General features: G+C 64.4%; 15 protein-coding genes. 7 read left to right on the forward strand and 8 right to left on the reverse strand.

What is annotated here, in order from left to right; genetic code table 11:
• Positions 1 to 7: 7 nt before the first annotated feature.
• Complete coding sequence (locus tag GRS80_RS01785; protein ID WP_160046111.1) at positions 8 to 1,375, reverse strand: restriction endonuclease; 1,368 nt, start codon at positions 1,373 to 1,375, stop codon at positions 8 to 10.
• A gap of 145 nt (positions 1,376 to 1,520) precedes the next feature.
• On the opposite strand from GRS80_RS01785, the gene GRS80_RS01790 reads away from it, so the two are divergent.
• The 3 genes from GRS80_RS01790 to GRS80_RS01800 all read left to right on the forward strand — a co-directional run bounded on the left by GRS80_RS01790 (position 1,521) and on the right by GRS80_RS01800 (position 2,928).
• Positions 1,521 to 2,219 (forward strand): hypothetical protein, encoded by a 699-nt coding sequence (locus GRS80_RS01790; RefSeq protein ID WP_160046061.1) that lies wholly within the window; start codon positions 1,521 to 1,523, stop codon positions 2,217 to 2,219.
• Positions 2,220 to 2,338: 119 nt separating this feature from the next.
• The gene (locus GRS80_RS01795; RefSeq protein ID WP_343161403.1) at positions 2,339 to 2,536 is read left to right on the forward strand and encodes an antitoxin VapB family protein; all 198 of its coding nucleotides are present in this window, start codon (positions 2,339 to 2,341) and stop codon (positions 2,534 to 2,536) included.
• Positions 2,533 to 2,928: a PIN domain-containing protein gene (locus GRS80_RS01800; RefSeq protein WP_160046062.1), complete on the forward strand. Its 396-nt coding sequence runs from the start codon at positions 2,533 to 2,535 to the stop codon at positions 2,926 to 2,928. The genes GRS80_RS01795 and GRS80_RS01800 overlap by 4 nt, the downstream gene beginning before the upstream one ends.
• 48 nt (positions 2,929 to 2,976) lie before the next feature.
• Here GRS80_RS01800 and GRS80_RS01805 read toward each other — a convergent pair whose 3' ends face one another.
• Together GRS80_RS01805 and GRS80_RS01810 are read right to left on the reverse strand one after the other, a co-directional pair.
• Complete coding sequence (locus GRS80_RS01805; RefSeq protein ID WP_160046063.1) at positions 2,977 to 4,206, reverse strand: phosphohydrolase; 1,230 nt, start codon at positions 4,204 to 4,206, stop codon at positions 2,977 to 2,979.
• Between the two features lie 44 nt (positions 4,207 to 4,250).
• Entirely contained in the window at positions 4,251 to 4,703 is a 453-nt protein-coding gene (locus tag GRS80_RS01810; protein WP_160046064.1) for a universal stress protein, read from the reverse strand.
• A 109-nt stretch (positions 4,704 to 4,812) separates the two neighbouring features.
• Here GRS80_RS01810 and GRS80_RS01815 point away from each other — a divergent pair, with 109 nt between their 5' ends.
• Entirely contained in the window at positions 4,813 to 5,274 is a 462-nt protein-coding gene (locus GRS80_RS01815; RefSeq protein ID WP_160046065.1) for a universal stress protein, read from the forward strand.
• A gap of 319 nt (positions 5,275 to 5,593) precedes the next feature.
• Here the strand turns inward: GRS80_RS01815 and GRS80_RS01820 are convergent, their stop codons facing one another.
• Both GRS80_RS01820 and GRS80_RS01825 read right to left on the reverse strand, forming a co-directional pair.
• Positions 5,594 to 6,187 carry a GNAT family N-acetyltransferase gene (locus GRS80_RS01820; RefSeq protein WP_160046066.1) on the reverse strand — a complete coding sequence of 198 codons (594 nt, stop codon included), beginning with the start codon at positions 6,185 to 6,187 and terminating at the stop codon, positions 5,594 to 5,596.
• 2 nt (positions 6,188 to 6,189) lie between these two features.
• Complete coding sequence (locus GRS80_RS01825) at positions 6,190 to 6,558, reverse strand: universal stress protein (protein ID WP_160046067.1); 369 nt, start codon at positions 6,556 to 6,558, stop codon at positions 6,190 to 6,192.
• A gap of 126 nt (positions 6,559 to 6,684) precedes the next feature.
• Here GRS80_RS01825 and GRS80_RS01830 point away from each other — a divergent pair, with 126 nt between their 5' ends.
• Positions 6,685 to 8,097 (forward strand): ATP-binding protein, encoded by a 1,413-nt coding sequence (locus GRS80_RS01830; RefSeq protein WP_160046068.1) that lies wholly within the window; start codon positions 6,685 to 6,687, stop codon positions 8,095 to 8,097.
• A 180-nt stretch (positions 8,098 to 8,277) separates the two neighbouring features.
• On the opposite strand, the gene GRS80_RS01835 is transcribed toward GRS80_RS01830, so the two are convergent.
• Positions 8,278 to 9,093: a hypothetical protein gene (locus GRS80_RS01835; protein ID WP_160046069.1), complete on the reverse strand. Its 816-nt coding sequence runs from the start codon at positions 9,091 to 9,093 to the stop codon at positions 8,278 to 8,280.
• 57 nt (positions 9,094 to 9,150) lie between these two features.
• Positions 9,151 to 9,612 carry a helix-turn-helix domain-containing protein gene (locus GRS80_RS01840; protein WP_160046070.1) on the reverse strand — a complete coding sequence of 154 codons (462 nt, stop codon included), beginning with the start codon at positions 9,610 to 9,612 and terminating at the stop codon, positions 9,151 to 9,153.
• A 292-nt stretch (positions 9,613 to 9,904) separates the two neighbouring features.
• Here GRS80_RS01840 and GRS80_RS01845 point away from each other — a divergent pair, with 292 nt between their 5' ends.
• The gene (locus GRS80_RS01845) at positions 9,905 to 10,729 is read left to right on the forward strand and encodes an MBL fold metallo-hydrolase (protein ID WP_160046071.1); all 825 of its coding nucleotides are present in this window, start codon (positions 9,905 to 9,907) and stop codon (positions 10,727 to 10,729) included.
• A 160-nt stretch (positions 10,730 to 10,889) separates the two neighbouring features.
• Here GRS80_RS01845 and GRS80_RS01850 read toward each other — a convergent pair whose 3' ends face one another.
• Positions 10,890 to 11,894, reverse strand: coding sequence for a DUF5787 family protein (locus GRS80_RS01850; protein ID WP_343161404.1), 1,005 nt, complete (start codon positions 11,892 to 11,894; stop codon positions 10,890 to 10,892).
• Between the two features lie 353 nt (positions 11,895 to 12,247).
• Between GRS80_RS01850 and GRS80_RS01855 the strand changes: the two genes are divergently transcribed.
• Positions 12,248 to 13,480, forward strand: coding sequence for a translation initiation factor IF-2 subunit gamma (locus tag GRS80_RS01855; RefSeq protein WP_149082418.1), 1,233 nt, complete (start codon positions 12,248 to 12,250; stop codon positions 13,478 to 13,480).
• Positions 13,481 to 13,500 lie beyond the last annotated feature (20 nt).

Here is a 13,500-nt window from a genome sequence, read left to right on the forward strand (position 1 = left end):
CGAACGGTCACAGCCCGACGGCGACCACGAGGACGAACAGTAAGAACACCACCGCGAGGAGGATTCCGACCGCGAGCGGGACGTTCTCCATCGCCTTTTCGTGAAACGCCATCGCGTCGTACTCCTCGCGGAACGCCTCGAGGTTCTCCTCGTCGTAGAAGTATTTGCGCTTCAGCGCGAACCGCTCGGTGACCGCACAGCCGGTACAGACCGGTTCGTTCTCGAGTCGTTCCGTCCGAACGTGGTCGGCGCAGTTGATGCTCCCACAGTTCGAACAGTAGGTGACGGGTCCGTCGCCTCGAGCGCCGCCAGTGTCACAGTGAACACACCGGTGTAAGTCGTTCGTCGTCTCCGTCCACGAGAGGCCGGCGGCGTAGTACTCGTATCGGTAGTCGTACTCGCCGAGAGTGAGCCGGGAACGGACGTGGGGGAGGTAGACCGGGTTGATCGACTGGATCGAGACATCCGACTGGGTGGGCGTACAGGTCTTCTCGTAGTCGACGTTGTTGTCGCCGGTGTAGTGGACCGTCGTCGTGTGGATGGCCCGGAACTTGTCGACCGCCCACTCCCTGTACCCCGTCTCGGTCCGGCCAAAGCGCGACTGCTCGAGGTCGTCGAACCCGTTCTCGAGGTTTCGCTCGTACTCGTCGAGATCGATCCGAGGTGCGGTTCGACCAGCCACGAGCGACCGGAGTTCCGACCGGACGACTCGCGGCGGTTCGCGATCGGCACGGATCACGAGGTCGGTCGTCTCGTCCAGGCTGTGGACGACGCCGACGGATGTCTCGAAGGTGGCGCTCGTCCTGCCCGAGACCCGGACCGTCGGCTCGAGTTCGAGCGTCGTCTCCGGGTCGGGAACCGATGCGGACTCGAGGTTCTCGACCGCGTCGACGACCTCAAGAAGCGGCGCGTGATCCCCCGCAGTCGGGTGGGTGGGCCACAGGGCCTCCTCGCAAAGGATCTCGATCCGGCCGTTGTAGAGATCCATCCCGATCTCCTCGCCGATCTCTCGGAGATCCGCCCCGTCGAGCAGTTCGACGCTGCCGTCACCGTCGCCGAGGTCGTGTGCGTACTCCCTCGCGGGGCCGGTGAACCGGCCGGTCGTGGCGACCATCCCGCGTCTCGGTCCGTCGTACTCGTACGTCGCGACCGCGGAGTGGAGCTTCTGGACGACGGGGCGGCTGACGGTATCCGTGTGCTTGCACTCGACGACCACTGCGCGCCGCCGGCCGTCGACGACCTCCTCCATCAGCACGTCCCGACCCTCGTCGGCCGTCCGCGCCGACTGGCGGACGTTCTCGTAGCCGAGGTGACGGAAGACGTCCACCATCAGATCCTCGAACTCGTAACCCGAGAGTTCGTCGAGTAGCGCCATCGCGTTCACCGGGTCTTACCTGTCGGGAAGACGATAATCTTTCGGCCTCGCTCGAGCGGCACTGTGTCCTTCGAGTCACCTGTGGTCCTCGAACCGACCGACAGTAAGGGGCACGTTTTTCCACGCCGGTCGACAAGAGCCGTCAATGAGTTCGTTCGAGACCCCACACGAGACCGAGCGCGGATTCGGTCTCTCGAGTCGCGAGGTCCAGGTGATCGGCGGCGCGAGCGCGTTGATGACGATCACCGTTGCCCTGATGTACGTCTTCGCGATGACGCCGCTCGCGGTCGTCAACGACTACCTGTTCGCGGCTCCGATCCTCGGCGTCATCGTCTACGGGGCGGCGATCATGGGCGGCGAGCTGATCGCCGAACGCGGCGTCAAAGGCGGCGATATGGGCATCGCGTTCGTCGGCATGGTCGTCTTGCAACTCGCGTTCGGCGTCTTCGGAGCGGGCATCATCTCCTTTGCGCCCGCCGACGCCCGCGTGACGATCCTCGGGATCACCGCCGTCGTAACCGCAATCGTGACCGCGATCATCACGGGCTACGTCTACGCCCGCTCGAGCACGTTCGAACACTGGGGTCGGTTCGCTAACTTCGCCTTTCTCGGCGGCGTCGTCGTCATCGCCATCGGGACGTTCGTTCTACCGGTGTTGTTGCTCGTCGGCTTCGTCTTCATCTTCCTCGGCTTTCTGCTCCGACTCGGATACGAGATCTGGCAGGTCCGAGACAAACGCGACGCGTCGACCGCGCTCCAGACCATCGGCGTCTACATCGCCGTCGCCGGTGTCTTCGTCCACGTCCTCCAGCTCGTGATGCGGTACGTGCTCTCACAGGAGTGAGCAGTTCCAACGGCGACGGTCGGCCGAGAAGCGCCGATCCGTGTTCCACGTTCGGAGTTGACAGGAATTCAGATCGATCCGACGAAAGAGCTTAGAAAGTGCATACAGTACGCATACGTGTGAGTACCTCGATCAGAGTCTCCGAGGAGACGAAAGCGAAACTCGACCGCCTCAAGCGCGGCGACGAGAGCTTCGACGACCTGCTCGAGCGGCTGGCGACCGACGAGGAGCCGATCGACGTCGGATCGTGGGATTCCGAAACCGCGGACCGTGCCCGCGACGCCGTCGATCGGTCCCGGTCGAGCTTCAAGCGATGACGTTTCTCGACTCGTCGGTCATCATCGACATGCTCGAGGGTATCGAGGAAACCGTCGAGTACGTCGAAGATCAGGGCGGACCGTATCTGACGTCGACGATCTGCGTCTACGAAGTTCTCGAGGGACCGCTCGGAAGCGGCCGAACCGACGTTCGTGCCGAACGACAGCGCTTCGGCGGTGTTCGCGCTCTCGAGTTTAACGAGGACCTCGCGTTAGAAGCGGCCCGGTTGCAGGACGAACTTCTCGCCGATGGCGAGCGGATGGCCGTTCGGGACCTGCTGATCGCGGCAACCGCACGGTCGACCGGGGATCACCTCGTCGTTGCCGATGATGACCTCCGAACGGACGCACTCGAGTCGACGGTTCGGGTGACGAACCTCCGAGAGCGATAGATCAAAAATTGAGCGCCATCGGGGGACTCGACCGTTCGAGCGCTCTGCCTACGCGTCTACTTCGTCGTCGCTTCCCCCTTCGTCTGATTCCGCCGCGACGACCTCCTCGAACGCCTCGAGGATGACCTGTTTGGTCACCGCGCCGCGGGAGGTCCAGTGGTGGGCGTAGTCGAGCATGTCGTCGTAGATGTCGGGCTTGCAGCCCGCCGCCTTGGGGTGACCGCCGCCGTTGACTCGCCCCGCGACCTCGTGGCAGCGGTCGAACGCGTCGGTTCCTCGGATCGAGGCGGAGCCAGCGGGTTTGACGATCACCGAGGCGTCGGCACCCTGCTCGCGCATCGCCTCCGCGACTTCGTTTTGCGAACAGCGCCCGTAGGTGATCCCCACCGTGTAGCCGCCGATCTCGCGCAGCTCCGAACGGCCGACCGCGCGGTCGATCAGCGCCTCCTTCTCGACGCGACGCTCGGTGATGAACTCCTGGACCCACTCGGGGAGGTCGACACCGTACTCGCGGACGACCTCGACGTACTCCGCGGGCTCGGTCCAGTAGGCGTAATCCGCCAGGTCGTCGCTTCGAGAGTCCTCCCGGAGCCAGAGGTCGTGATCGCGCGTCACGGCGGCGAGTTCCTCGTACACCGGGTTGAACTCGTACTCGAGCGAGCGGAAGACGACGTCGGCGCTACACTCCTCCTCGGAGTCGCCGACGACGAGTTCGACTCCCGCCTCACGGACGGCCGCGGCGACCTCGTCGTCCCACTGGTGATGGTCGTACCACGCGACGCGCTCGGCCCTCTCGAGGGCGGCGTCGAGTTCCGCCTCGACGTACTCGTAGCGATCCGGCGCGAGATCACAGACGTAGAGGCCGATGCCGTCGGCGGCGTGTTCGGCCACCCGGGCCAGCGCGTCCTCGACGTCGTGGGGACTTGCCGGGACGAGCGCGACGGAGTGGGGCGTCGGCTCGGGTGTCTCGAGCGGATCCTCGTCGGCACCGAGAACGGCCGCGTCGCTCCCGGTTTCGTCGGCCGAATCGTCGAAACCGGCGTCGGGGTCGGGGACGTTTCTGACGTCGTCGTAGGCCTCCCGGATCAGCGCGACGCAGGCCAGCCCGTCGGCGTCGGGGTCGGCGACGACGGCGACGTCGGCCCCCTCGAGTGCAGCCTCGGTTCGTTCCGCCTCTAAATCGTCCTCGAGCGTGTCGGGGAGAAAGAAGCCGGTACCCGGCAAGACGGATTTGCGGGCGATCGACAAGTCGCTGCTGTCGATGAGATCGTCGTACATACCCCCGAATGCGGGCCGACGGCGGAAGTACCCCCCGGTCCCGGTTACGCGCTCGCGCTCGCGTCGTCGTCGACCGTCTCGAGTTGGCGAACGGTGAGGACGGGAACCGGCGAGACTCGGACGATCCGTTCGGCGACGCTCCCGAGCAGGAGTCGGTTCTCGCCGTGACGGCCGCGGGTCCCCGTCGCGATCAGGTCGGCGTCGATCTCGCGAGCGTACTCACAGATTTCGGCACCCGGACGACCCTCGCGAACGGCGGTCGTCACCGCTCTGTTGGCCCGGTTTTCGACGGTCGCGAGCGCGGCGTCGGCGTGGGTCTCGAGAGCGGTTCGCAGTTCCTCCCGGAGCTGTTCGGGAGAGGCGTCGACCTCTCCGGCGTCGACGACGGAGAGTGCGTGGACGTCGGCGTCGAACCGATCGGCGAGGTCGAGCGCGACGTCGACCGCGCGCTCGACGCTGTCGGAGCCGTCCGTAGCGACAACGACCGTATCGAACATGGACGGGGATTTCTTCCGGAGCGGCTTAAATACCCCCGGTACCGCCGTCGAACCCCCGCAATTCGCCGACGGGGGAGCATTTTTTGTACCGGGCAACAGACTGGCGGGTATGGACGATAGCGAGCAGTTTTCGGTCGACACGGTTCTCGCGCCGGTCGACGGGAGCGACGAGTCCGCCACCGCCGTCGAGTACGCCATCGCAATCGCCGATCGGTACGATGCCTCCGTCCACGCACTGTACGTTCTCGGCCACGGAGTCGTTCGCGGGATAGACGTCGGAACCGTCGAGGAGACGGTCGTCGCAGAGAACACCCAAGGGTTTTTCGACGACATCAGCAACGTCGCCGAGAACGCAGGCGTCCCGCTGTCGACGTCGGTCGACGACGGCTTCTCACAGAGTCGGAAAACCCGCCATCCCGGCAACGTCGTCCTCGATACCGCCGACGAGATCGACGCCGATTTCATCGTCCTTCCACGCGAGCCGGTAACCGACGCCGCCTCGGCAGAGGTTCTCGAGAAGGTCGCCGAATACGTCCTCTCGTACGCGAGCCAGCCCGTCCTTTCGGTCTAGTGGCGGTCCAAACCTGAACTGATGAGTGAAATCATGCGGTGTGGTCCGATTTCACTCATCAGTCGACGGTTGGAACGGTACTAGTACGCCGACAAGCGTCGACTGCGGGGTCGACTCGGATCACACCACCAAATTCGACCCTGCAGTGCAGGCTTGCCGAAGCACTGGTGGCGTCCCGGACCAGCTACGGTTTGTTTCGGCCCGATACGGTTTCCTGTCCGTCAGTGCTGGCGCAGCCGCGACCCCATGGCAGGTGGACCGGGAGGCCGGGACAGTAATCCGTTCGAGTCGATGAAAACGCCTTGCAACGGGAATCGGTTCAGCTGTTACTATCGCCCTCCAGTCGAATCGCCATCTCCTGTTCGAAGCTCTGTGAGCCGGTCGTCTCGAAGCCGACGCGTTCGTAGAGGGCGATCGCCGGGTGATTCCAGCGCTCGACGGTCAGCCACACCCACTCGATACCGAGGTCGATCGCCCGCCCGAGTAGATGCTCGAGAAGCATCGTCCCGATTCCGGCCCGCTGATAGTCTTGAACGACGAATATCGCGAGTTCCCACTCTCCCCCGGCTGGATCGGCGATTTCCTCGTGCTCGCCGTCAGGATCGTCGATGTCGGGAACGAGCATCGCGTGTCCAACGACGTCGCCGTCGTGGGTCGCGACCACGTTGACGCTTTCCTCGCCGATCCCCTCGAGCCAGCTTCGGATCCGTTCCTCGCCGGTCGGCGGGATGCCCTGTGCCCGGTCGGCCGGATCGAACCGAACGTACATCTCGACGACGTCCGCGAGCAGGTCACCGGAGAGCGCGCCGGCCGCCTCGAGCGTAATCTCTCGATCGTCACGATCCGGCACAGTCGTCGGTGGCGACGGGAACGAACCGGCCGGCTCGTCCGGATACATTTTCGTTTCTGGCATCGTTATCGGACCAGCTTGACGGTCGTCGGTGCGTTCAACAGCACGAACTCGGTGATCGGCCCGAGTTGTATCTTCCCCATCGGACTCAACGTTCCCCCGCCGATCACCAGCTGATCGTACTCACCCTGTTCGGCGTAGTCGACGAGCGAACTCCCCGGATCCCCCTCGAGCCTGACGATCTCGCTGTCGACGCCGGCGTCATCGAGTAGTTTCGCGGTGTCGTCGTACATCTCGTCTTGGGATCGCGGTGAGTCGGGTTTATCGAGGACGGCGACGGTCAGATCGTCGCCAACCTCCTGGGTGCGTTCGATCGTCCGTCGGAGCGTCTTTATCGATTCGTCGCTTCCTCCGAGGCCGACTAAGACGTTCATATCACCGATTGCGAGATGGGAGACGAAAGTCGTTGTGCCGTGGCCCACGGCGGAGTTCCTGGGTACGTCTCGCACACCTTCCCCAGGACGACGCCGTTAAGAGCGTGTGGACGGTACGATTATCGAATGAGTGATGCGGCGCTCGATGTCGTCGAGTTTCTGCTCACGACGAGCGTGTATTCCGACGACAGGACGTTAGACGAGAACGACTTGCCCCCATCGTTTCGCCGGGTGTTCTGGACCGGCGGAGCCGACGGGGACGACGGTGACGGCGAGCGAGGACGAACGGGTATCAGCCGCCCGCTCTCCGCGACAAACGGGACCACGCGCGAGGCCACCGGTGTCGACCAGCCCTGGGACGCCGTCTCGGAGCTGATGTTCACCGAGCGCGACGAGTTCTCCGGTACCGTCACCCTCGCCGAACAGGAGATGGCCGAACGCTGGTTCGCCGAACGAGTCGACGACGATCGACTTCGCGAGAATCCGACGCTCGCAAAACGGTTCGAAGACGACGGGGAGTTCGACGTCACCCACGAGGAGGCTCGCGACGCAAACCGGCCGATCCAGGCCGACCGCGTCTGGATCGACGGCCTGCTCGAGGAGTACTTCGACGACGAGGACGACGAGGAGATGCTCGATCTGGTCGACGTCCGCGCCCCGGAGGAGGTCGACATCACGCTCGACGATCTCGTTCTGACGGAGGGCCAGGAAGCCGAGATCGACAAGATCGCGAAGGCGATCGAACACCGCGATTACCTCGCCAACATCGGGCTGCGCGAGATCGGCAAGCTGCTGTTCGTCGGGCCCCCCGGAACCGGGAAGACATCGACCGCACAGGCGCTTGCTCGCGATATGGACCTGCCGTTCGTCGAGGTAAAACTCTCGATGATCACCTCCCAGTATCTGGGCGAGACGGCGAAAAACGTCGACAAGACCTTCGAGGTCGCAAAGCGACTCTCGCCGTGTATCCTCTTTATCGACGAGTTCGACTTCGTCGCGAAGACGCGTCGAAGCGACGAACACGCAGCGCTGAAACGTGCCGTCAACACCCTGCTCAAGAGCATCGACAACATCTCGCTCATCGAAGACGACGTCCTGCTGATCGGCGCGACCAACCACCCCGACCAACTCGACAACGCCGCCTGGCGGCGCTTCGACGAGATCATCAACTTTCCAAAACCCGACTACGGGATGCGCGCGGACATCCTCCGAGTCATCACCCGGACGATGAATATCGAGGAGTTCGATCCCCAGCTGATCGCCGAGATCACCGAGGGACTGACCGGCAGCGACCTCCGGATGGTGCTTCGCGAGGCCGTCCTCGAGGCGCTGACCGAAGATCGGACGACGCTGACCCAGGAGGACCTGCTGAACGCCGTCGAGGAGTTCGAGGAGCGTGACAGCCTGAAGAACATGGACATGATCGAGGGGGACCACGACGCGCTCGTCGCCGGCGGAGACATCGGCAAGGCGGGTGACGGCGGCCACGATCACGACGGTCACGACCACAGCCACGACCACAGCCACGACCACGAGTAAACGGTTCACCGGTGCTGATTCTCGCGATCACGACGAGTTGAGCGGCCACAATCTCGACTGGGAGCGTGCCCTCGAGTGATACGGTCTGCGATGACTGATACGGTTTCTTGTCCGTCAGTGCCGGCACAGCCGCGACCCGTAGCGAGTGCGCCGGGATATCGGGACGGCAATCCGCATGAATCACTCGAGTACGCCCTGGACGTAGAGATGACAGAACACCGCCGCGGAAACGGCCGAGGAGAGATACGTCAGGGCGGTGCTCCCGCCGAAGACGACAGTCGCCGTCATCTCGGCACCGACGATGGGGTACGGCTCGAGTGTGGCGCTGATCTCGGTCATCGCGAACGCCGTGGCGATCGCGACCACCATACTGACGAGCACGATGGTGGTCCGGCGTCGAAAGGAGACGAGTCCCCAGCTCACGCGGAGAGCGGCGATCGGGCCGTAACCGCCCACGACGACGGCCTCTGCCGCGAGAATGAACTTGACGAGTACGACGATGAGGAGGACGAACAACACGAGGAGCGCGACGATCCCGGCCCCGGTCAGGAGCGCGCTGTCGCTCAGAACAACGACGATCCCGAGGATCGTGCCGACGAAGACCAGTCCCATCGTCGCGACACCCACAAACATCATCGTCGCGATCACCGCGGGCGTGCGACGGAGCGCGTGTCCGGCTGCACGCCTCGGCGTGTATCGGTGCCCAGTTATTTCTCCCGAGACGATTGTCACCGCGTATCCCCGAGCCAGGGGAGCGGCGAAAAACACGAGACCGGAGGTAGCGAGTTCCAGGCCAAGCGGCCCGACGTATCCGGCGAACTGGACGACGCCGAGTGCGAGAAACACAAGCGGGATCGACTGACGATCGCGGAGGAAACCGACGGACCAGAGGAGGACGTCACCGATACCACGTCGCGTCGCGATCGACCGAACGCCTCGACACTCGAGGCAGGCACAGCCGTCGACGTCGTCTCGGTGTTTGACCCGTTCGACCATTCATTCGGAATACATCCGCCAACTGGCATAAATTCAGCTATCCGACCGTAGCTCCCGTTACGCCGCGTCGGAGTCGCCGACGTATCGGGCCAACGTCTCCCAGACGGCGATGAGAATCGACACTGGACCGACGGCGACGGCGAGGTTCTTAAACGCCACTCGGAGCCCTGGCTGGTCGTCCTCGGTGCCGAGAAAGAGGACCAGTGGTTCGTCGGAGACCGCGTAGACGTCCATCTCGCGTCCCTTCTCGGAGTAGCAGGTGTCGGCGACGTCGATGAGACCTGTCTCAGAGAGATTCTCGAGGTGGTAGCTCACGCTCTGGATGGACATATCCAGTCGGTCGGCGAGCGCCGCGGCGGTCAGCGGCCGCTCGTTCAGTTCTCGGAAGATGTCGCGGGCGGTTTCCGAAGAGAGCGCCGCGAGGACGTCGCTCGTTCGGTCGTCGTCGATACACAGGAGCGACGGGTCACCCGTCCGCTCCGTCGAGGCGTTCGTCGTCGTCGGGAGGAGCCGTGACATAGATCGATACCGGGCGGTGGTTGTGACCGTTCGGGCGGACAGTACCTAACTACTTCCATAACTCAAAATCGGTTTTGACTCATCGCACGTGCCGCAATCGTCTCCATCACGTCACACACGCCGCAATCGTTTCCATCACGTCGAGATCGAGCGGTGATCGGGAGGTACCGCGCCGGGAATGCGTATTCCACTGACGGCACGGGGAACACCCTTATGTACTGCCTTCGAATGAGGGGGCGATGAGCGACGAATCGCCACACGAGATCGCTGTCGGTGAGGATCTCGAATAGCGATGCGTGTGACACTGCTCGGAACCGGCGATACGACCGGGACACCGACCGTCGGCTGTGACTGTGAAACCTGCGAACTCGCGCGCAAACGAGACCTCGAGCGCACGCGGTTCTCGGTCCACGTGGAGAACGAACGGGGCGGAACGTCCCTGCTGATCGATTTCAGCCCCGACTTCCGGAGACAGTTTCTCCGCGAGGAGGTCCCGCTCCCGGACGCCGCCGTCGTCACGCACATTCACTTCGACCACCTCGACGGGCTCGGCAACACCTTTCGACTGTTGGACTCGCTGTCGGTGTACGCGGCAGACGAGACCGACCCGATGACCGGCGAAAGCGTCGCCGAGACGGTCGCCTCGAAGTACGACTATCTCGGATTGCTCTCGGTGGAGCCGACGACGCCGTTCGAGCCGGTTCGGATCTGTGGCCTCGAGGTGACGCTGGTCCCGGTCGAACACCCGCCACAGGTCTGTTACGGGCTCGCGATCGAAGATCCCGAAACCGGTGCGAAGCTGTCGATCACGGGGGATACGAACTACGCGATTTCGGAGCGCTCGCGGGAGGTCCTCGCCGATCCCGACCTGTTGCTCGCCGACGCCATCGTTCCAGCACACCTCTGTGAGTACCACCCCGCCGGCGGGAAACACGACGATTCCGACGGCGTCCCCCGGACGTTCGGCGGGAAACACATGACGCGTGAGGGAGCGCTCGCACTCGCGGACGAGCTGAACGCGGATCGAACGCGGCTCGTCCATGTCGCCCACTACTATCCGGCCGACGAGGCCTTCGAAGAGCCGCTGGCGGTCGACGGCGAGACGTACACGATATAGTAGCCTCCCACGCGTCGATTACAGGGTCGAACTCGGTGGCGTGGGTCGGTTCGACCCTGCAGTGCAGACGTGGGACGCCACGATCCAAGCTGGGCAGTCCTGACGAGTAGAGAACCGAGCCAGTCCCGACGAATCCGCCGACCCGAGCCAGTCGACCTCCCTATCCAAACCGGTCCAGTCCGGACTGACGCCGCCGGCGACCCTCCGGGTTCGCCCGCCACGGCGTCTTTCGGTCGCGTTCGGCCTCGAGGTCGACGGTCGGCGCGTCGGCGGGGTCGTAGCCCGGGCACGCGGGACCGCACTCAGTAGCCGCGTCGACGACCCGGTCGTTCCAGACACAGTGTGGGAGCGTCGCACCCCCAGCGTCGTCGGTCGGTGAACAGGCCGCGCAGGCGGGAAACTCGTACGTTCGCCATCCCTTTCCGTAGGCACGCTCGGCGAGGCGACGCCGAGCTCGGGCCTTCTTTCCGGGGGAGACGACGGCGACCTCGGTTCGGCCGGGGTGGGACTCGAGCGGTTCGATCCCCGGTTCGTCGACGGGAAGCGGCGTCGGCTCGCGAACGACCTCGATCCGGATCGCGGATCCGTCGTCCGGATCGGCGCTTCCCTCGCGGTGGACTCGCCAGACGCCGACCTCCTCCGGAATACGATTCAGGTGTGCGCGGGTGACGTAGCTCTCGGTCGCGAGAATCGCCTCGTCGACCAGCGCGAGGCAGACGTCCGTCCGGAGCTGCGACTCGAGGTCGCCGGGTCGGCCGAGGTCGGGTTTGTTCTCGATGCCGACGATGCGGTCGACCCACTCCGGGTAGCGGGCGACCTGCCGGACGTACTCGCGGCCGTTTCGACGTTCGGACTCGAAAAAACCGATCTCGCAGGCCCGCTCGGTCGCCCGACGGGCGTGGTCCGGGCGACAGTCGTCGCCGAACGCCTCCTTCCAGTAGCGCGCCCGGCCGGTCCCGACGTCGGACTCGATCGCCGCATCCGGGATGGCCTCGCACGTAATCGCCGCCCGCTCCTCAAAACTCGAGGTTGGCTCGATTCGGACGACGTCGAGGATGCGCCCGCCGGGATCCGCGACGCTCGCGCCGAGTTGACGGGCGAGGATCCCCTCGTGGCGAGACTCGAGGTGCGCACAGAGCTCGAGTTCGAACGCGAACTCGGACACGGTTCGACGAAGGAAGGGTGGCGACAAAAGACGACCGGTTACCGCGTCGAGGATGCTACCGCGCGAGAACGAAACCGTCACCGGTCTAGCCAGCGTCGACGGCGACTGTCTCGTGGCGACCGACCGTGGTACGGGGTTCGTACAACGAGTGGACGGCTGGGAGAAAGCGGGCGAATTCCCCGTCCGAGGCCGCTCACGGGACGGTATACGCCGATCGCGCTTGCGGATTACCCCTCGGATCGAGGGACACAGACACACGATTCGGACGCCGTGTCGGACGTTGAGCGTCGAGATAGCTCGCAACCTTTATCAAGCGCACGGCGGAACTCCTATCTAAGATTACTCACCGTCTTATGGCAGGAAATCAACAACCGGAGGTGAACATCGGGCTCGTCGGTCACGTCGACCACGGCAAGACGACGCTGGTACAGGCGTTGAGCGGCTCGTGGACTGACCAGCACAGCGAAGAGATGAAACGCGGCATCTCCATCCGGCTAGGCTACGCCGACGCGACGTTCCGTCACTGTCCAGACGTGGACGAACCCGAGTGTTACACCGTAACAGAGGAGTGTCCGGACGGCTCGGAGAGCGAGCCACTTCGGACCGTGTCGTTCGTCGACGCCCCGGGTCACGAGACCCTGATGGCGACGATGCTTTCTGGTGCGTCGCTGATGGACGGAGCGGTGTTGGTAATCAGCGCCAGCGAGCCGGTTCCCCAGCCCCAGACCGAAGAACACCTGATGGCACTCGACATCATCGGGATCGACAACATCGTCATCGCCCAGAACAAGGTCGACCTCGTGAGCTCCGACCAGGCCCGACAGAACTACGAGGAGATCCAGGAGTTCGTCGAGGGGACCGTCGCCGAAGACGCGCCCGTTGTCCCCGTCTCCGCGGGCCAGGAGGTCAACATGGATCTGCTGATCCAGGCGATCGAAGCGGAGATCCCGACGCCGGATCGCGACCCTGACACCGATCCCCGGATGCACGTCGCCCGCAGTTTCGACATCAACAAACCTGGGACGAGCGCCGCCGACCTCACCGGCGGCGTTCTCGGTGGAAGCCTGATCCGAGGCGAACTCGCGGTCGACGACGAGATCGAGATCCGCCCCGGACGCGAGGTCGAGGAAGGCGGTCAGTCGGAGTACGTTCCAATCGAGACGACCGTCCGGTCGCTGCAGGCCGGCGGCGAAACCGTCGACACGGTCACGCCCGGCGGGTTGCTCGGCGTCGGCACGGGACTCGATCCGTCGCTGACGAAAGGCGATGCGCTTGCGGGCCGGATCGCCGGTCCGCCGGGGTCGCTTCCGCCTACCTGGGACAGCTTTACGATGGACGTCGATCTGTTAGAGCGCGTCGTCGGACTCGACGGCGGCGAAGCCGTCGACGAGATCAGCACCGGCGAACCCCTGATGATGACCGTCGGGACGGCGACGACCGTCGGTGCGGTCACGAGCGCCCGCGAAGGAGAGTGTGAGGTCAACCTCAAACGTCCCGTCGCGGCCGAGCCCGGTGCGAAGATCGCGATCAACCGCCGGATCGGCGCACGATGGCGGCTGATCGGCCTCGGAACGTTGCAAGGCTAGATCGGATATCCGAGAAGACT

This window comes from Natrialba sp. INN-245 (genome assembly GCF_009807105.1).
In the GTDB taxonomy this organism is placed as follows: Archaea; Halobacteriota; Halobacteria; order Halobacteriales; family Natrialbaceae; genus Natrarchaeobius; species Natrarchaeobius swarupiae.